The organism is Flagellimonas marina (assembly GCF_042651185.1).
In the GTDB taxonomy this organism is placed as follows: Bacteria; Bacteroidota; Bacteroidia; order Flavobacteriales; family Flavobacteriaceae; genus Flagellimonas; species Flagellimonas marina.
Genome location: NZ_JBHSCL010000004.1, coordinates 946643 through 964994, shown reverse-complemented (window position 1 = coordinate 964994; position 18352 = coordinate 946643). Strand labels below are relative to the sequence as shown.

17 protein-coding genes are annotated in these 18352 nt (G+C 41.9%); 12 read left to right on the top strand and 5 right to left on the bottom strand.

What is annotated here, in order from left to right; genetic code table 11:
• Positions 1–48 precede the first annotated feature (48 nt).
• Positions 49–627 (bottom strand): Crp/Fnr family transcriptional regulator, encoded by a 579-nt coding sequence (locus ACFOWS_RS07925; protein ID WP_379763391.1) that lies wholly within the window; start codon positions 625–627, stop codon positions 49–51.
• A 108-nt stretch (positions 628–735) separates the two neighbouring features.
• Here ACFOWS_RS07925 and ACFOWS_RS07920 point away from each other — a divergent pair, with 108 nt between their 5' ends.
• The 3 genes from ACFOWS_RS07920 to ACFOWS_RS07910 all read left to right on the top strand — a co-directional run bounded on the left by ACFOWS_RS07920 (position 736) and on the right by ACFOWS_RS07910 (position 2608).
• Complete coding sequence (locus tag ACFOWS_RS07920; RefSeq protein WP_379763390.1) at positions 736–1128, top strand: DoxX family protein; 393 nt, start codon at positions 736–738, stop codon at positions 1126–1128.
• Between the two features lie 62 nt (positions 1129–1190).
• Positions 1191–1541 (top strand): tRNA-binding protein, encoded by a 351-nt coding sequence (locus ACFOWS_RS07915; RefSeq protein WP_379763389.1) that lies wholly within the window; start codon positions 1191–1193, stop codon positions 1539–1541.
• Between the two features lie 20 nt (positions 1542–1561).
• Positions 1562–2608 carry a DUF4421 family protein gene (locus ACFOWS_RS07910; protein ID WP_379763388.1) on the top strand — a complete coding sequence of 349 codons (1047 nt, stop codon included), beginning with the start codon at positions 1562–1564 and terminating at the stop codon, positions 2606–2608.
• On the opposite strand, the gene ACFOWS_RS07905 is transcribed toward ACFOWS_RS07910, so the two are convergent.
• On the bottom strand, positions 2605–4092 hold the full coding sequence (locus ACFOWS_RS07905) for a potassium/proton antiporter (protein WP_379763387.1): 1488 nt from the start codon (positions 4090–4092) through the stop codon (positions 2605–2607). The genes ACFOWS_RS07910 and ACFOWS_RS07905 overlap by 4 nt on opposite strands.
• 451 nt (positions 4093–4543) lie before the next feature.
• Between ACFOWS_RS07905 and ACFOWS_RS07900 the strand changes: the two genes are divergently transcribed.
• Entirely contained in the window at positions 4544–5389 is an 846-nt protein-coding gene (locus tag ACFOWS_RS07900; RefSeq protein ID WP_379763386.1) for a hypothetical protein, read from the top strand.
• Between the two features lie 668 nt (positions 5390–6057).
• Positions 6058–6702 carry a response regulator transcription factor gene (locus ACFOWS_RS07895; protein WP_366589538.1) on the top strand — a complete coding sequence of 215 codons (645 nt, stop codon included), beginning with the start codon at positions 6058–6060 and terminating at the stop codon, positions 6700–6702.
• 117 nt (positions 6703–6819) lie between these two features.
• Here ACFOWS_RS07895 and dnaK read toward each other — a convergent pair whose 3' ends face one another.
• Positions 6820–8733, bottom strand: coding sequence for a molecular chaperone DnaK (gene dnaK, locus ACFOWS_RS07890; protein ID WP_379763385.1), 1914 nt, complete (start codon positions 8731–8733; stop codon positions 6820–6822).
• Between the two features lie 228 nt (positions 8734–8961).
• Between dnaK and ACFOWS_RS07885 the strand changes: the two genes are divergently transcribed.
• From ACFOWS_RS07885 to ACFOWS_RS07875, 3 genes are all read left to right on the top strand, one after another.
• Positions 8962–10386, top strand: coding sequence for an L-serine ammonia-lyase (locus ACFOWS_RS07885; RefSeq protein ID WP_379763384.1), 1425 nt, complete (start codon positions 8962–8964; stop codon positions 10384–10386).
• Between the two features lie 184 nt (positions 10387–10570).
• On the top strand, positions 10571–12301 hold the full coding sequence (locus ACFOWS_RS07880; protein ID WP_379763383.1) for a tetratricopeptide repeat protein: 1731 nt from the start codon (positions 10571–10573) through the stop codon (positions 12299–12301).
• Positions 12302–12967: an SCO family protein gene (locus tag ACFOWS_RS07875; protein WP_379763382.1), complete on the top strand. Its 666-nt coding sequence runs from the start codon at positions 12302–12304 to the stop codon at positions 12965–12967.
• 12 nt (positions 12968–12979) lie between these two features.
• On the opposite strand, the gene ACFOWS_RS07870 is transcribed toward ACFOWS_RS07875, so the two are convergent.
• Positions 12980–13462 carry a nuclear transport factor 2 family protein gene (locus ACFOWS_RS07870; protein ID WP_379763381.1) on the bottom strand — a complete coding sequence of 161 codons (483 nt, stop codon included), beginning with the start codon at positions 13460–13462 and terminating at the stop codon, positions 12980–12982.
• A 72-nt stretch (positions 13463–13534) separates the two neighbouring features.
• Here ACFOWS_RS07870 and panB point away from each other — a divergent pair, with 72 nt between their 5' ends.
• Genes panB through ACFOWS_RS07855 form a run of 3 tightly spaced genes read left to right on the top strand, consistent with a single transcriptional unit; the run spans position 13535 to position 15480 of the window.
• On the top strand, positions 13535–14353 hold the full coding sequence (panB, locus tag ACFOWS_RS07865; RefSeq protein WP_379763380.1) for a 3-methyl-2-oxobutanoate hydroxymethyltransferase: 819 nt from the start codon (positions 13535–13537) through the stop codon (positions 14351–14353).
• 60 nt (positions 14354–14413) lie between these two features.
• Positions 14414–14764 (top strand): four helix bundle protein, encoded by a 351-nt coding sequence (locus tag ACFOWS_RS07860; protein ID WP_366589554.1) that lies wholly within the window; start codon positions 14414–14416, stop codon positions 14762–14764.
• Entirely contained in the window at positions 14761–15480 is a 720-nt protein-coding gene (locus ACFOWS_RS07855; protein WP_379763379.1) for an RluA family pseudouridine synthase, read from the top strand. The genes ACFOWS_RS07860 and ACFOWS_RS07855 overlap by 4 nt, the downstream gene beginning before the upstream one ends.
• Here the strand turns inward: ACFOWS_RS07855 and ACFOWS_RS07850 are convergent.
• Positions 15477–17021, bottom strand: coding sequence for a hypothetical protein (locus ACFOWS_RS07850; RefSeq protein ID WP_379763378.1), 1545 nt, complete (start codon positions 17019–17021; stop codon positions 15477–15479). The genes ACFOWS_RS07855 and ACFOWS_RS07850 overlap by 4 nt on opposite strands.
• Positions 17022–17167: 146 nt before the next feature.
• Here ACFOWS_RS07850 and ACFOWS_RS07845 point away from each other — a divergent pair, with 146 nt between their 5' ends.
• Complete coding sequence (locus tag ACFOWS_RS07845) at positions 17168–18340, top strand: 2-isopropylmalate synthase (RefSeq protein ID WP_379763377.1); 1173 nt, start codon at positions 17168–17170, stop codon at positions 18338–18340.
• The last annotated feature ends 12 nt before the right edge of the window (positions 18341–18352 follow it).

Genomic DNA, 18352 nt, shown 5'->3' with positions numbered 1-18352 from the left:
TATTTGAAGAGAAATATAAAAATCTTAAGCTATCTTAAGAACCGTTGTTTAGCGTAAATTCTTTCTGAGCGCACTCAGAAATTCTGGTGTCATTCCTAAATAGGAAGCAATCATGTACTGTGGAACTCGTTGCTCTATGCCCCGGTACTTGGTTCGAAATTCCAAATAGCGTTCTTCTGCAGATTTACTCATGGCGTTGATGGTCCTATCTTGAAGGGCTACATAGGCATTTTCAAACTTTAGACGGTAAAATCGTTCCATTGCCGGAACTTTGTTATACAAATCACGCAAAGCATCTCTATGAATTTGAAGAACGACGGAAGGTTCGAGAGCCTGCACAAATTGTTTGGCAGGGGTCTGGGTAAGGTAACTATATAGGTCATTGACCCACCAACCCTCAACACCAAATTGTACGACATGCTCTTTGGCCGCTTCATCCATATAATATGCCCGAAGGCAGCCTTTGGCAATAAAACGCATATGGGAAGATACATCGCCAGCAAAAAGGAGCACCTCTTTTTTTTGAAGTTTCAACTCAGTAAAACTGTCCAAAACGCAATTTTCATCATTTGGACCCAGTGTAATGGTTTCCAGTAAATGTTTTAAAAGTAATTCTTTGGTTTCCACGGGCTAATTTACAACTAGCAGGGTTAGGTATTTTAAAATGTATGATTCAAAGTTAACTAAATCAAAGTTTTGCGACCAAATTGGCACATGATTAAAACTTTACAAACAATGAACCTAAAATCTATTCTTCCACTTGTACTAAAAGCTGTCCCTGCTATTATCTTATTGCAGACCTTGTTCTTTAAGTTTTCCGCAGCACCGGAATCGGTTTATATCTTTGAAACTTTGGGACTGGAACCCATTGGGCGTATTGGAATTGGGATTCTTGAGTTGATTGCCGCCATTCTCCTATTTATTCCCAAAACTACGTGGCTGGGTGCTGTTCTAGGCCTAGGACTAATGGTAGGTGCCATTGTTTCGCATCTCACTAAACTGGGCGTTGTTGTGCAAAATGATGGAGGAACCCTGTTTGCCTTGGCCTTGACAACTTTTGTTTTCTGTGGTATTTTGACCTGGAAGCATCGTCATCAAATCCCTATTATGAATAAACTTTTTGTGTAACCGGTCCAGTATTTTCTTTTGTTCCATCTAGTTGTCCGTATTTTTGAATCAAAATAAATTCCATGGAAAACGAAATGGCCCAAGACTTGACTTGGGATGAATTCATGAAAGTTGAAATGGTCGTCGGCACTATTATCTCTGCTGAGGAGTTCAAAGAAGTAAGAAACCCTGCTTACAAGATGATGGTTGATTTTGGCGACTTGGGCACCCGAAAGACATCAGCACAAATCACCAAGCTTTATAATCCAAAAGAGCTCATGGGCAAACAAGTGGTAGCTGTAATTAACTTTCCGCCCAAACAGATTGCCAATTTAATGAGTGAATGCCTCGTTCTTGGTTGTGTTGGAGACCATAAAGAAATCACTTTGCTCCAACCAGAAAGAAAAGTAAAAAACGGAACAAGAATCGGATAAGCTGTGTATCTTGTGTTTAGATGAGCACTAACTTTGAATTACGACCAGATTTTCCCCCTCAATTAGGACTGATTTTTATTTGCTTTTACTTTTTGACATCCTTTGGTTTTTCGCAAAGCAATATAAAACAGGGAGACAGCACTTACCTTGTGCCTTACTTGGATAAAATCATAGTAAAGGCCAATCTGGAAACCCAGACCGATGAATACCAGTACCGAAACCAGGATGATGGCACACGAATACATCTGATTCCCAATAACGTTTACAGACTATTTCTCTCTTTGGATTATGAGTTTCTGGGCGTAAGTGTGGGCATTGTCCCAAGATTTTTAGGCGCCAATTCTGATGAAGACCTAAAGGGTGAATCTTCATTTACCGATTACCGGTTCCGTTTTTTTCTTGGCCAATGGGTTCAGTCCTTGGAATACAGCAAAGTATCGGGTTATTATGTTAAAAATACGGGAGATTTTGTCCCTGATTGGACCGAAGGCGTAGACCCCTATCTTCAATTTAGCAACCTTACCAGCTCAAAATATGGTATGTCCACCTCGTACGTCTTCAATCCCAACTTTTCATACCGCAATATTGTGTATCAAAATGAGTGGCAAAAGAAAAGCAGTGGAAGTTTTGTGGGCACCTTGTTTTATGACTACAATACCTTTACTTTTAATGAGCTGGATATTGACAGTAAGGAGCGGTTCTTCAACATCCGGCTTGCTCCAAGTTATTATTACACCTATGTGATGCGCGAAAATTGGTTTGCCTCCGGCAACCTTTCCCCCTCCCTCGGTATACGATTTTCAAAAAGCACCTCTTTTGATGGAACCACTACAGAGGTTGAAACCAAAAGTTATTTAACCCGCTCTGTATCCACTGGGCTTAACTTGGGATATAGCTCAAAGAAGGTCATCTTCGGTGCCAACCTTACTTTTAATGCCAGTTGGTACAATGAAGGGCAAAATTCACGGACCGAGAACGACCGGTTTTACGGAGTGCTGTATGTGGGTTATCGTTTTGAACCGCCCAATGTGGTCAAAAAGCTATTCAAACCGTTTACGGGAAATTAGTCTTGTTCTTGGAAAATGTCCCCATTTAGCGACAGCGAATCATAAACTTTTTCCAAAATTTCAACTTTATCCGTAAGTACTACCAACTTATCGTTTGCCTCAATAACCGTTGACCCGTTTGGGGTAAGGTAATTTCCGTCGCGCTCAATCATGGCAATGATGGCTTTCTTCGGAAAGTTGAGGTTTACGATTTTTAATCCCGCTGCAGGACAGCCTTCCTCAATTTTTATTTCTTTCATAAGGGCTTTGGGGTGCTCCGAAAGCAGTTCGTCCGTAGGGGAAAGTGGTTTTGCTTTCTGCGGAAGCCCCACATGTAACCATTTGGCGACCATGGATAAGGTAGTTCCTTGAATAAGCACAGAGGTGATGGACACAAAAAATACAATGTTGAATATCATATGGGCCTTATCTATTCCAGCCAAAAGCGGATAGGTAGCAAACACAATGGGAACAGCTCCCCGTAATCCGACCCATGATATGTAAAACCTACGCCTGAGTTTCATCCTAAATGGTATCAAAGAGATAAAAACAGCGAGTGGTCGCGCGACAAAAATCAAAAAGAGTGCAATTAACAGGCCTATACCAATGAAGGGAACTATCTCCGATGGAAAAACCAACAAGCCCAATGTTAGGAAGAGAACAATTTCCATGAGCCAGGCCATACCATCGAACATTCGCATAATGGTCTTTTTATGAATAAGGTTTTGGTTGCCCAAGTAAACCGAACAGATATATATGGCTAAAAATCCATTTCCACCTATAAAATCTGTTGCGGAAAAGGTTATGAACATCAGAGCAATGGTTAGCACTGGGTAAAGTCCTTCAAAGTCAAGTTTAATTCTATTGATAATGATTTTACTCAACCTTCCAAAAAGAAACCCCAATACACCACCTATTACCATCTGTAAAAAGAAGAATGGGAGAACGGAAAGTATACTGCTTTCTGGATACTGAACCAAGGACAAAAATGCAATGGTAAGTACATAGGCCATGGGATCATTACTTCCACTTTCCAGCTCCAAGGTTGGTCTCAAGTTCTTTTTGAGTGCTAAGTTTTTACCCCGTAAAATTGAAAATACGGCTGCGGCATCGGTAGAAGAAACGATGGCACCCAGCAACAAACTTTCATACAAACTGAAATCAGTGATAAGAAAAACAAAGTAGCCCAGCCCCACTGCGGTAAGCAAAACCCCAAGGGTTGAAAGCATAATTCCCTCCTTAAGAACGGGCTTAACGGATTGCCAACTGGTGTCTAACCCACCAGAGAACAAAATAAAGTTAAGGGAAACCACACCCACAAACTGCGCAATCTTTGGATTATCAAAATGGATGCCCCCTATTCCATCGGAACCAGCGAGCATGCCAATGGTCAAGAACAACAATAGCGTGGGAATTCCAAAACGATAGCTTGTCTTTCCTGCGATAATACTGATCAGCAAAAGGATTGACCCCACCAAAATGATATTTTCTATTGTAATCTCCATTGATTCACAGTAGCTTTTTCAGCTGTTATAGACTAATTCAAACATAGGCGAAGTTACGGCAAATGATATGATTTGCATGTACATACTCGATTTAGAAATAACAATTAGCACAGTGTCTTTAATTTATCAAGTCACAAATGAATCTAGGTTGATTTTAACCCAAAACCGAGGAATTTCAAGGTCCATCTTATTGAAAAACAGCAACAAACCTGTAAAAATTCACTTCTATTAAGGCAGAACCTAATTTATTTGAAAGGAAAAATACATCGTTTATCGACCTAATATTTCCGTTTATCAGCATGTTAAGGCAAAATAATCGATAATCTGCTCAAATTTTTTCGATGAAATGCACTTTTTATCCGTTAAAATTGAAAACCTATGAAAAATTCATAAGTATTCCCTCTGAATCTTTTTGATCTTTGTGATGTTATTAACCCCCAAATCTAATATCATGACACGTTCAATCTTTTACAGCCTACTTGTTTCAGGAATTATTTTTTGCAGTGCAACTGCCAAGGCCCAAATGGCCAAAGACTTAGTCAGTACAACTTTGGATGGTAACCTATCCACTATTGATGGGTATGTTCCCTCCATGACCATCACAAAAGACGGAAAAACGGCTTACTTTAGTAAAACTTCAGAACAAAAGCCTTTATACGGAGTATTCTCCAAAAAAGAGATTATCCACGAAATTTACAGAGCAGAAAACATAAATGGTGAATGGAAAAACATTACCAAAATGGAAGTATGCCCAAAATATGCCTCTGCCAAGCACCCCACTATCTCTGAAGACGGAAAGCGTTTGTTCTTCGCTTCCAACATGCGCGGCAGCTATGGTAAATATGATATTTATGTAGCCGATATAAAGGCCGATGGAAGCTTAGGTGTGTCCAAAAACCTTGGACCCAAAGTCAATACCAAAGAGGATGAACTTTACCCAAGCCTATATAACGGAACTCTATTGTTCTTTGCCTCAGAGGGGCGTGATGGCTACGGCGGCTTGGACCTTTACGCTACCCAGGTGGTGATGAACACTCTTACCCCTTCTGTTAACTTGGGTAACCACATCAATAGCGATAGCGATGACTATGCCATTCAGTTGAGCCCAGAAAAAGGATTGGGTTTTGTGGTGAGCAACAGAGGTCAAAACCAAACCATCTCTCAATATACGGTAGCTTACGGGAATAGTAAGAAAACCGAAAACAGGTATGATAATGTTGCCGATAACGGAACCAGCCTACAGACTGCGATGAATGACGGTGTGGAATATACCAGCAACTCATTCGAAGACAAATAAATAAAACATAAACACTTAATCGGTCAACTACCTGAGGTGTCATTTGATTCCATTTCATAGCCGAGATTGAAACACACATGACCATGATAAGAAAGACAGGGGGAACTGACAGTCTATCATAGAAAGCGGGTTGTATTATTTCAATCTGACCGATTTTTTCAGCAGAAACAGGGTGCCATAAAAAGCACCCTGTTTTTTTTATTCAATATACTGACCAACAGATTATTAACATCAAAATACACCCTTTTTCAGGCTGAATGCAAGAATGCATTTGAACGAAAAAAGCTACAATTTCGTCTAATACAGTAAAAAAATCTCTACTTTAATTCTTGAAATAATACAAACCCAAATCTATTAGTCATGAAAAAGAACTACAACTCTCGGAAAAAAGGGATTCCTAAACCCATTTTCAACCTCAGTTTTTAGGTGACCTACTACCTTCTCTAAACTACTTTTTTGATATAATCCCATTGGGATTAATAATCGGTATATTCAATTTTGATATACGCCAACGGTATTTCCGTATACCTACTTAACGCGGAAAATGCCTAAGACTTTGTCGTTCCATCAAGCTTGAAAATACTTCGAACGGTATACCTTTTGCCCAGTTTTGGGCGGAATGGAAGGCGAATTATGTAAAAGAGTCAGACCCCCAAATCTTTCTTATCATGAAAACTAAACCTTTAAAAATTGCAATCATTGACAATGATGCGAGCCTATATCCCATCTATAAGTTTTATTTTGAAAATGCGATGGAGTATGAATTGCACGGCATCTATAAATCCGTGCACGACCTATTGTCCAATTTTGGACGTACCAATCCGGATATTGTGATTTCGGAAGTTTCCTTAGCTGGAGTTTCCGGTATTGACGGACTGGAATACCTTTTTAGAAAGGACGAAGACCTCAAGGTCTTGATGATGAGCAAAAAGAACGATTTTAAACTCATCAAGGAAGCCTTTAAAAAAGGAGCCAGCGGATATCTTACCAAGCCGTTGACCAAAGAACGACTGTTCACTGCTGTTGAAGCTTTGGACCAACATGGCGTGGCCTTGGAGCACGATTTGGTCAAGAAAATCATCAGTTCCTTTCAGGTGAAGACGTTTGATTCCTTCTCACGAAAGGAAAACCAAATCATTGAGCTCCTTACACAAGGGTTCACGTACAAAATGATCGCGGACCGACTATGCGTAACACCAAGTGCCGTAAATTTTCACATCCAGAACATTTACGTAAAACTCAATGTTAACTCAAAATCCGAGGCCCTACAAAAGCTTCGGGAAATGGAAATGCGGCAATTGAATGCCGCGTAATCCCCAAAATCAAGCAAACAAAAAACCCTGACGGTGAGTCAGGGTTTTTTTACTCTATTTATTTAGAAGTTTACTTTACTTCTTCAAAATCTATCCTTCGACTTCGCTCAGGACGGGCTACTTGACTTCTTCGAAGTCTACGTCCTCAACGTTATCGCCTTCTTTGGCATCACCTGCAGCGGAACCTTGGGCTCCAGCTGTATCAGCACCATTGGCTTGGGCTGCATCGGCTTGCGCTTTGTACATTTCCTCAGAGGCAACTTTCCAAGCTTCGTTGATTTTCTCCAAAGCAGGTTCAATTACTGCAAGGTCCTTGCTCTCATAAGCTTTCTTCAACTCTTCCAAAGCATCTTCAATCGGTTTTTTCTTGTCATCGGACAATTTATCACCGAATTCCTTCAACTGCTTTTCAGTTTGGAAAATCATGGCATCAGCCTCATTCAACTTATCGGCAGTTTCTTTCGCCTTTTTATCAGCTTCGGCATTGGCTTCCGCTTCAGCTTTCATCTTTTTGATTTCCTCCTCGGTCAAACCGGAAGAAGCTTCAATCCGAATATCTTGAGACTTACCAGTGGCCTTATCGGTTGCAGAAACCTTAATGATGCCATTGGCATCAATATCAAAGGTCACTTCAATCTGAGGCGTACCTCTTGGCGCTGGTGGAATACCATCCAAATGGAATCTACCAATGGTTTTGTTATCCGCTGCCATAGGACGCTCTCCTTGCAACACGTGGATTTCAACCGAGGGTTGATTGTCCGCCGCGGTGGAGAATACCTGTGACTTCTTGGTAGGAATTGTTGTATTCGCCTCAATTAATTTGGTGAACACGCTTCCCATGGTTTCAATACCCAATGAAAGTGGCGTAACATCCAACAGAAGTACATCTTTTACATCCCCTGTCAATACACCACCCTGGATAGCGGCACCAATGGCCACAACCTCATCTGGGTTTACCCCTTTGGATGGTTTTTTACCGAAGAATTTCTCAACAGCTTCCTGTACCGCTGGGATTCGGGTGGAACCCCCTACCAGAATAATCTCATCTATATCACTTTTGGAAAGACCTGCAGATTTCAACGCCTTCTCACAGGGTGCAATGGTTCTTTTCACCAAGTCTTCAATCAGTTGTTCAAACTTGGAGCGCGATAGTGTTCTTACCAAGTGCTTTGGTCCGGATGAAGTTGCGGTAACGTAAGGCAGGTTGATTTCTGTCTGTGCAGAAGATGACAACTCAATTTTTGCCTTTTCAGCAGCTTCGCGCAAACGCTGAAGCGCCATGGCATCCTCACGAAGGTCCATGTTCTCATCTTTCTTGAACTCCTCGGCCAACCAGTCAATAATTTTCTGGTCAACATCATCACCACCTAAATGGGTATCACCATCGGTTGACAACACTTCAAAAACACCATCTCCCAATTCCAAAATGGAAACGTCGTGTGTACCACCACCAAAATCAAATACCACAATCTTTTGGTCCTTGTCCTTTTTATCAAGTCCATAAGCCAAAGAGGCTGCGGTTGGCTCGTTGATGATTCGCTCCACAGTAAGACCGGCAATTTCACCAGCTTCTTTGGTGGCCTGTCTTTGGGAATCGTTAAAATATGCAGGAACGGTGATTACCGCACGGGTTACATCCTGTCCCAAGTAATCTTCTGCAGTTTTCTTCATTTTTTGAAGAATCATGGCCGAAAGTTCTTGAGGGGTGTACAAACGACCATCCACATCCACACGTGGGGTGTCATTATCACCTTTTGTCACCTTGTAAGGCACTCGTTTTGCTTCCTTGCTGGATTCAGAGTATTTGTTACCCATGAATCGTTTTATCGAATAAATTGTTTTGTTTGGGTTGGTGACCGCCTGTCTTTTGGCAGGGTCTCCTACCTTTATCTCTCCACCTTCCACAAATGCAATTACAGAAGGAGTGGTACGTTTACCTTCGGCATTTGGAATCACCACCGGTTCGTTACCTTCCATTACAGAGACGCAGGAGTTGGTCGTACCCAAGTCAATACCTATAATTTTGCTCATTGTATCTAAAGTTATATCTGTTTACAGTTTCTTTTTAAGCTCGCACAGAAAAGGTCAATGATTATGCCACGTAAAAGAATCTGACAAGGTGTCAGCTATTTGGTTTGAATTGGCGGGAGATTCGGCAAAATTGCAGGAATGTCACCATAATTTCTTTGTAATTCCTTTTGTGTTAATCCTGATTTTATATCATGTAGGTTGTTATATTTGAAACAGCAAATTGCTTATATGGAATGTATCAGTGTTTTTGATATGCTTAAAATCGGGGTGGGGCCTTCCAGCTCCCATACCTTGGGTCCGTGGAGGGCTGCTGAACGATGGATAAGCGAGTTGAAAGACCAAGACATTTTTGATGATGTCGCCACAATCAAGGTATATCTTTACGGTTCCCTCTCCTTAACTGGAAAAGGGCATGCTACGGATATTGCCGTGGTGATGGGATTGCTGGGCACCGACCCGGTAACCGTTCCCATTGAAAGCATTGATACTGCACTTGAAAAACTAAAAGCTGATCAAAAATTGAGTTTTGGGGGAATTCGGGAAATTCCGTTTGATTTTGCAACGGATATTATCTTTAAAAAGGAATTTTTACCTTTTCATTCCAATGCCATTCAATTTGAAGCCCGCTTAACAAATGGTAAACAGGCCACTGAGACCTATTACTCCATTGGCGGTGGTTTTGTGGTCAAGGAGGAACTCATCCATTCCAAAGAAAACAAAGAGACTTTTAAGACCTTTCCCCATCCTGTAAAGACTGGCAATGAATTGCTTCAACACTGCTTGGATCAAGGTAAATCCATTTCAGAAATTGTATGGGAGAACGAACTTTCGCTGCGCACTCCCGAGGAAATCGACCATGGATTACAAAACATATGGAACACCATGCTGGAATGTATGTACGTGGGTTGCCATACCGAAGGTAAACTTCCCGGAGGACTCAATGTAAAACGCCGTGCCTTTGAAATGCACCAGAAATTAAAAGGGGATGTCCCCTACTCTAACCCACAGGAATGGCTGGAGAGCATTCGGGATACTGAAGTCAAATTCCGACAGATCATCAAATGGGTTAGTTGCTTTGCGCTCAGCGTGAATGAAGTCAATGCTTCCTTGGGCAGGGTCGTTACCGCACCTACCAATGGCAGCGCGGGGGTTATTCCCGCAGTTTTGATGTACTATATGGTCATTGAAAACCATGATGCCGATTTTGATGATGTCCGACAGTTTTTGTTGGTCGCCAGTGAAATTGGCAGTATTTTTAAGAAAGGGGCCACCATCTCCGCGGCCATGGGCGGGTGCCAGGCAGAAATTGGGGTGTCTTCGGCCATGGCTGCGGCTGGGCTTACCGAGCTTATGGGCGGTTCCCCCGAACAAGTGTTGATTGCTGCGGAAATTGCCATGGAACATCATTTGGGTTTAACCTGTGACCCAATCGGTGGATTGGTTCAGGTTCCTTGTATTGAACGAAATGCCATGGGGGCCATTAAAGCCATCAATGCCGCAGAGTTGGCTCTTGATACTGACCCAAAAGAAACTAAAGTTCCTCTGGACAAGGTGGTGAACACCATGTGGGAAACCGCCAAGGATATGAGCTCAAAATACAAGGAAACCTCCGAAGGTGGTTTAGCCGTAGGTGTTTTTCTCAGCGATTGTTAAGCTGGATTAGGTTTAAAGCCATCCATATCGCTTCTTTTTTCTTTCTTTAAATGCTAATTTTAATTACTTTAGCACTTATTGACAGAACAGTCGGTTCCATTTTCATTTGGAATCCAATTGATTACTTTCCCCCAATGGCGTAATAAATTCTGAGCGCCACAGACCTAACACACAATACCATATCATGAAAACTAAACTGAGTTTGGCCATTTTGGCGCTTGCGGTGCTAATGGCTATTCACCTTACTACCGATGAAACCCAATCAATCGTGAACAAGGACAGACAAAAAGCATCATTCAGCTTTATTAAATGCACCCCTACCACTTACCTTTTGGATGTGGTGGATTCAACCCAACAAATCGCCCCTCTTTTTGAAAATTTAGGCGATTTGAGTTACACCATTACTACCAACAATGAAAAAGCCCAGACATTTTTTAATCAAGGTCTCCGTCTCACTTACGCGTTCAACCATGCAGAGGCACACCGATCTTTTATGGAAGCATCCCGTTTAGACCCAACTTCGGCCATGACATTTTGGGGGCAGGCATACGCATTGGGACCAAACATCAACGACCCATTGCCCCCAGAAGACCGAAAAATAAAAACCAACGAAGCCATGGCAAAGGCTAAAAGTCTTATGGCCTCAGCCACCCCTAAAGAGCAGGCGTTAATTCAGGCACTTACCGCAAGGTATAGTGAAGATCTCACTAAAGATGTCACGGAATTGAACATGGCCTATATGAACGAAATGGCAAAAGTGTTGAAAAAGTATCCCGAAGATGCCGAGGTACAGGTTCTTTATGCTGCATCAGTAATGAATACAGTTCCTTGGAACTATTGGGACCAAGAAGGAAATCCATCGCCCAACATTCCAGAAGCGAAGGCTGCTTTGGAAAAGGCAATGGAAATCAATCCAAACAACCCTGGGGCTCACCATTACTATATTCATATGGTGGAGTTGCCCAAGCCAGATTTGGGCGTGGCCAGTGCCGATAAACTAGGAGCGCTCATGCCAGCGGCTGGGCATATTGTACACATGCCCTCACATATCTACATTCGGGTTGGGCGTTATTTAGACGCTGTAAAGGCCAATCAAGCGGCTATTTTAGCAGATGAGGATTATATATCACAATGTTATTCGCAAGGACTGTATCCTTTGGGATATTATCCACACAACATCCATTTTTTATGGTCCGCAGCCAGCTTGCTGGGTGATAGTGATATTGCCATTGATGCCGCAAAGAAAACGGCTGAAAAAGTTCCCGTGGGCGAATTTATCACCATGCCATTTCTCCAAGACTTTGCCTCTACTCCTATGCTGGCCTATACGCGTTTTGGCAAATGGAATGAAATCCTGACCATCCCTGCCCCCAATCCAGACATAAAGCACCTGAGCCTGATCAGACACTATGCCCGGGGAATGGCATTTGTGCGAAAAGGGAACAAAAAAGAAGCGCAGGAAGAACTGGATGCCCTAGAGGCCTTAAAAAATGACCCTGATTTGGAAACCCTTGTGGCGACACCACACAACCCATCAGTTAATGCCGCCAACATTGCTTATGAACTGGTCGCGGGTGAACTGTCCGCCTTGAACGGAGACATCAACAGTGCGATTGAACACCTGACCAAAGCGGTTGAATTTGAGGACGGGCTTACCTACACGGAACCCGCTGCTTGGCACATTCCCACTAGACAAAACTTAGGCGCAGTCTTGATGAATGCCAAAAAATACCAAGAAGCTGAAAAGGTCTATCGAGAAGATTTAAGCGTTCTCAGACAAAATGGCTGGTCGTTGATGGGGCTGCACAACAGCTTGAAGGCCCAAGGCAAAATGAAAGAAGCACAGGCTATAAAAGATGAGTTTGACAAGGCTTGGGAGCATTCGGATATCTCCATTGAAAGTTCAATCTTATAAATGGAAAAACCTTCATCATTAAATCAAAACGGCTCCAAAATACCAATGGTGCTCATTGTACTTGGTATTTTGGCAGCTGTTTATACAATCTTCAAAAAAAACTCTGAATTACCTGTTCTGGGACCGAAAGATTTCAATTCGGAGCTGGTAGACATCAGCTTACAAAAAAATGAGGCACCACATAGAGTTGCCAATTTTGAACTGATTAATCAAAACGGGGAAATCGTTACCCAGGAGGACTATGCGGGGAAGGTTTATGTTACCGACTTCTTTTTTACAAGATGCCCCAGCATCTGTCCTGTAATGACAAACCATATGGCACAGCTACAAGAGGTTTTTCGGGATACCCCCGATGTGATGTTTTTATCCATTTCCGTAACTCCTGAAATGGATAGCGTCTCAGTTCTAAAGCTATATGCCCTTAGAAATGGGGTTATGGATTCAAAATGGAACATAACCACAGGCAACAAAGCGCTTATTTATAACCTGGCCCGTAAAAGTTATTTTGCGGCTGTGGATTATGGAGATGGCGGTTTACAAGATTTTATTCATACTCCAAATTTTGTTCTCGTAGACCAGAGTAAACAGATTCGCGGCGTATATGATGGCACCAACAAAGATGAAATCCATAAACTGATCGAAGCCATAAAAACCTTGACCGAGTAATTGTATCAAGGCTTACTCTTCCATACAACCAGCCTTGCCCCTGGTATCAATCAAATAGATAATTTTCCACTCGCCATCAAAATCAACCAACTGAAAGGAATTGATACCGCAATGGCTGAATTCGTTATTCAACCAAAACTCATAACCCACCCAAGCGTTGGCCATGGTTCGGTCTACTTGAATGGAAAATGATGTTAGTTTTTCCTCAAACTTGACACTGTCGGGAATACTGCATATTGAATTTAAAAATTTAGCGAACTGCTCTTCTCGAAACCGGGTCTTCCCCTCTTGGTCTTTTCCCGTGGTTTGAAGGACCACCCTATCGGCCACCGTACTCTTGATAATACTGGAATCTTGCTTGTGGAATCCATCAAAAAAGGTTTCGATAACTTGTTTTATTCGTTGTTGCGCCTCAATTTCAGGGGGGTTGGGACCTTGGGAATACGTTGTGGACAAAACAAGACAAAAAAGTGCTAAGCTGAACAAAGTTCTCATGATATTGTAGTTTTTTGATTGAAGTCCAAATTAAACAAATCTGCTTACATTTAGCACATAAAAGCAAACCTAATGTCTGTCGCTAAAAAAGAATACAAACGGATTACCGTGAAATCCCTGATTGAGATGAAGCAAAGTGGGGAAAAAATTTCCATGCTCACTTCCTACGACTATTCCATGGCCAAAATTGTGGATGCCGCCAATGTGGATGTTATTTTGGTCGGGGATTCCGCCAGTAATGTTATTGCAGGGCATGAAACCACATTGCCCATTACATTGGACCAAATGATTTACCACGCTAGTTCGGTGGTCAGAGCGGCCAAACGGGCTTTGGTTATAGTGGATATTCCCTTCGGAAGTTACCAAAGTGATTCCAAAGAGGCGCTTCGTTCCGCCATCCGAATCATGAAAGAAAGCGGTGCCCATGCCATAAAAGTGGAAGGCGGCACTGAAATCAAGGAATCCGTCAGCCGAATTCTTCAAGCAGGAATTCCTGTGATGGGGCATTTGGGACTCACCCCACAATCCATTTATAAATTTGGGACTTATACGGTTCGTGCCAAGGAAGAGGAAGAAGCCGAAAAGTTGAAATCGGATGCCAAACTATTGGAGGAACTGGGCTGTTTTGGTATCGTTTTGGAAAAGATACCGGCCAAATTGGCGCAAGAAGTGGCCGAAAGTGTCTCCATTCCGGTCATTGGCATCGGAGCTGGAAACGGAGTGGATGGCCAAGTTTTGGTGGTGCATGATCTGTTGGGCATGACCCACGAGTTCCATCCGCGCTTTTTGAGACGATATATGAATCTTTACGATGATATGAGTGAAGCTATTTCACAGTATGTGGATGATGTAAAAAGTCGGGATTTTCCTAATGATGAGGAGTCATACTAGATTGTTGGAATTTTGGATTATTAGATATTTTGATATCTTTCTTCCAACCAATTCCTACTTATGCATCGATTTAAAGACTTGGACATATGGAAATTAAGTCGAGAATTCTGTTCAGAGATTTACAAAGTAACTGGGAGTTTTCCTGAAACGGAAAAATTCGGAATTTCCAATCAACTCAGAAGAGCAGCGGTTTCCATTCCTTCAAACATTTCTGAAGGATGTTCCAGAAAATCGAATAAGGACTTTTCAAGATTTTTAGAAATAGCCATTGGTTCCATGTACGAAGTAGAAACACAACTGCTTATCTCAAATGATTTAGGATTTTTATCAGACAATAGACTGGAATTCTTATTGGCTAAATTGAACTCTATTGTAAAGATGACCTCCAAATTCAAATCCTCGTTAAAGTGAATTCTAACAATCCAAAAGACCAAAAATCCAGTAAATCCAATCCCACCAATCTTCAAGTTCTGTATGAAGACAACCACCTTATTGTCATCAACAAACGTGTTGGCGATATTGTCCAAGGAGACAAAACTGGAGATACTCCATTAAGCGAGGTTGTAAAACAGTACCTCAAAGAGAAATACAACAAGCCCGGAAATGTATATTTGGGTGTTGTGCACCGTCTGGATAGGCCTACTTCTGGCATTGTTCTCTTTGCCAAGACTTCCAAGGCCCTACCGCGACTCAATAAATTATTTTCTGAAGGAAATACCCAAAAAATCTATTGGGCCGTGGTGCAAAATGCGCCCAGAGACCAGCAAGAAACCCTAACCCATTGGTTGGTACGCAATCCTAAACAGAATAAATCCTACGCCCACGATAAAGAGGTGCCCAACAGCAAAAAGGCGGTTTTGGAGTACCGACTTCTGAAAAAGTTGGACAACTATTATCTTTTGGAAATTGATTTAAAGACGGGGAGACATCATCAAATTCGAGCACAATTGGCCGCCATTGGCTGTTGTATTAAAGGCGACTTAAAATACGGTGCGGACCGAAGCAATAAGAACGGCGGCATACACTTGCACGCTCGTAGTTTGGAGCTGAAACATCCGGTTCAAAAGGAAATCATCAGCTTTGAGGCACCACCACCAGATGACCCCGTTTGGAACTCTTGTCTTTAACGGGTGACAGCTAGTGCTTTTTCTCTAATAATCTGACCAACAGGTTTGTTTTCCAAGTGACTTTCCAACCATGAGAGAATATCCAAATACAAAAATGCCCGTTTCTCATAGGGGTGATTCTCGTACTTCTTCAACTCATTGTACAGTTTTTGAAACTCGTTTTTGAGTTCATGGGGATAGATTTCCCCAAGACCTCTCAAAAACTTAATCATCTCTTTCTGAACGGCATGTAAGTCGTTCATTTTCAGTAAAAACTTGTAGGTACTTTTAAGTTGTACTTCCAGATGATAATCCATACCGGCCTCATAATGAGCCACCAAACTCAAAACCCGTGCAAAGCACATGAGATCTTCCCTCATTTTAAGGTTTTTGTTGGAAATGATTTTCTTTAGATAAACAATACAGTTTTTGTTGTCACCATTGCCAAAATACAAACACGCAATTTTGTAGTAAAGCAACATAATGTGATGCTCATCAATCCTCTCCCTATGCTTTTTGATGCCATATTCAATGATATTGACCAAGTATAAACCTTTATCAAAAGTCCCCTCCAAAAAATGAAGGTTCAATTTATTGGAGTTGATGTACAGAAATGCCAAGGAAGCAATATTGTCGTTCTGAGGAAAGGTTGAACTTTCCACTTGCTCTTCCAAACGATCCAATGTTTCCCTAAACTGCGAGGCATATTTAACAAAAAAGAGTGACTCCAATAGATAATGATTTCCCTTTAAAAAGAACACTGGGTTCAATGGAATCATTTCTTCATTTTCGTAGAAAAGATCCACCCATTTACTGGCATATTTATAGGCTGACAAAAAGTCCTGAATCAACAAGCTGTACCACAAATGTGCCTTGTACAGCCACAACTTTTCCCGAAACCCCAATTTGTCCAACTCGTAAGCTGGCAAATGGGTTTCAAAATAGGTTTTTACTTTTTGAAGGTCCTCATCACTTCGCACATATCCCACTTTTAGCATCATTCCATACAACTGCAAAGAAAGGTTGGAGAGTTTGCTCGTCATTACGTTCTGTGCCGAAAGTTCTTTGGCCTGTACGGCCAATTCATCTGCCCTATCTGGAATACTTCGGGTGATATATTGGGTTTCGATAACTTTTTCCAACTCCACAATCTCGTAGGCCACGTTTTTTTCTTCATGCTCAATGGCGAAGGTCTTGGCCTTATCCAAAATCTTCAAACTCTGCTTGTAGAGTCCTTTTTGATAGAGAATGGTTGCAAAATCCAACTGCTCCCTTATCTGCACCCGTGCATTTTGGTTCACTGGGTTCAATCTAAGACTTACTAAGATTTGCTTGTACAAATGCGCTTTTAAATTGGAAAGCTGTGCCTTTTTCACAATCCCACTATCCAATATTTGGCGCTCATCGTACTTCCGCATTTTGTCCAAAAGATTAAAAAGCGCCAAAAATTTTGCATCCGTATTTACCCCTAAACGGCCCACATACAGCTTAAATTGACGTTTTTCCGATTTGGAAAGCGATTTTATCAACACGAACAACGCGTCCTTACTGGCATTTGTCATCGTAAAAAATATAATTTAACTATTTGTATTCCAATATATTATAGTATAGTGAATACAATTTAACGTTGTAAAGGATTCCAGCCCCTTTTTATTCTTCCCATATCCTTCTCTATTTTCGTAGTACACTGAAGAAACAGACAAAAATAATGGGTAAAGATAAGGTACAAATTTTTGATACGACACTGAGAGACGGAGAACAAGTTCCTGGCTGTAAGTTGGACACGGAGCAAAAATTGGTGATCGCCAAACGTCTGGATGATTTGGGCGTGGATGTTATTGAAGCTGGCTTCCCGATTTCCAGTCCTGGTGACTTTAAGTCTGTGGAGGAAATTTCAAAGTTGGTCAAAAATGCAACGGTCTGCGGACTTACCCGCGCCGTGAAAAAAGATATTGAAGTGGCCGCTGAGGCCATCAAAAAAGCAAATAAACCAAGAATACATACGGGAATTGGAACATCGGATTCCCACATTAAATTCAAGTTCAACTCCACCCGCGAAAAAATCATAGAGCGTGCCGTAGATGCCGTTGCTTATGCCAAAACTTTTGTGGAAGATGTTGAATTTTACGCTGAGGATGCCGGACGAACAGACAATGAATTTTTGGCACAAGTCTGTGAAGCTGTCATAAAAGCAGGAGCAACCGTGCTCAACATTCCAGATACCACTGGATACTGTCTTCCCGAGGAGTACGGTGCCAAAATGAAATACTTGAAAGAAAACGTAAATGGCATTGACAAAGCGATTCTTTCTTGCCACTGTCATAACGATTTGGGCTTGGCCACGGCCAATTCCATCGCTGGGGTGGTCAACGGGGCCCGGCAAATTGAATGTACCATCAATGGCATCGGGGAGCGTGCAGGAAATACTTCATTGGAGGAAGTAGTAATGATATTGAGACAACACCCCTACCTTAATTTAGACACTGGTATCAACAGCAAATTGCTATGGGATACGAGCCGAATGGTCTCCCAAAAAATGGGAATGCCAGTTCAGCCCAACAAAGCTATTGTTGGAGCCAATGCTTTTGCACATAGCTCAGGGATTCACCAAGACGGTGTCATCAAACAACGGGAGACCTACGAAATTATGGACCCGAAAGATGTTGGCGTCAATGAATCCTCTATAGTTCTAACAGCCAGAAGTGGTCGTGCCGCATTGGCATACCGTGCTAAAAAAGTAGGTTACGAGCTTACCAAAATCCAGTTGGATGCGGTCTATGAAAATTTCTTGAAGTTTGCTGATGTCAAAAAAGAAATTGTGGACGAAGATATTCATCAAATAGTGGAGACCAGCAATATCAGCATCCAAAGTATTGCCTAACATTCGACTCCC

Excerpts from the sequence above, each read along its gene's own strand:
- ACFOWS_RS07920 (WP_379763390.1), top strand. The coding sequence starts at position 736 with ATGAACCTAAAATCTATTCTTCCACTTGTACTAAAAGCTGTCCCTGCT.
- ACFOWS_RS07915 (WP_379763389.1), top strand. The coding sequence starts at position 1,191 with ATGGAAAACGAAATGGCCCAAGACTTGACTTGGGATGAATTCATGAAA.
- ACFOWS_RS07910 (WP_379763388.1), top strand. The coding sequence starts at position 1,562 with ATGAGCACTAACTTTGAATTACGACCAGATTTTCCCCCTCAATTAGGA.
- ACFOWS_RS07905 (WP_379763387.1), bottom strand. The coding sequence starts at position 4,092 with ATGGAGATTACAATAGAAAATATCATTTTGGTGGGGTCAATCCTTTTG.
- ACFOWS_RS07900 (WP_379763386.1), top strand. The coding sequence starts at position 4,544 with ATGACACGTTCAATCTTTTACAGCCTACTTGTTTCAGGAATTATTTTT.
- ACFOWS_RS07895 (WP_366589538.1), top strand. The coding sequence starts at position 6,058 with ATGAAAACTAAACCTTTAAAAATTGCAATCATTGACAATGATGCGAGC.
- dnaK (WP_379763385.1), bottom strand. The coding sequence starts at position 8,733 with ATGAGCAAAATTATAGGTATTGACTTGGGTACGACCAACTCCTGCGTC.
- ACFOWS_RS07885 (WP_379763384.1), top strand. The coding sequence starts at position 8,962 with ATGGAATGTATCAGTGTTTTTGATATGCTTAAAATCGGGGTGGGGCCT.
- ACFOWS_RS07880 (WP_379763383.1), top strand. The coding sequence starts at position 10,571 with ATGAAAACTAAACTGAGTTTGGCCATTTTGGCGCTTGCGGTGCTAATG.
- ACFOWS_RS07875 (WP_379763382.1), top strand. The coding sequence starts at position 12,302 with ATGGAAAAACCTTCATCATTAAATCAAAACGGCTCCAAAATACCAATG.
- ACFOWS_RS07870 (WP_379763381.1), bottom strand. The coding sequence starts at position 13,462 with ATGAGAACTTTGTTCAGCTTAGCACTTTTTTGTCTTGTTTTGTCCACA.
- panB (WP_379763380.1), top strand. The coding sequence starts at position 13,535 with ATGTCTGTCGCTAAAAAAGAATACAAACGGATTACCGTGAAATCCCTG.
- ACFOWS_RS07860 (WP_366589554.1), top strand. The coding sequence starts at position 14,414 with ATGCATCGATTTAAAGACTTGGACATATGGAAATTAAGTCGAGAATTC.
- ACFOWS_RS07850 (WP_379763378.1), bottom strand. The coding sequence starts at position 17,021 with ATGACAAATGCCAGTAAGGACGCGTTGTTCGTGTTGATAAAATCGCTT.
- ACFOWS_RS07845 (WP_379763377.1), top strand. The coding sequence starts at position 17,168 with ATGGGTAAAGATAAGGTACAAATTTTTGATACGACACTGAGAGACGGA.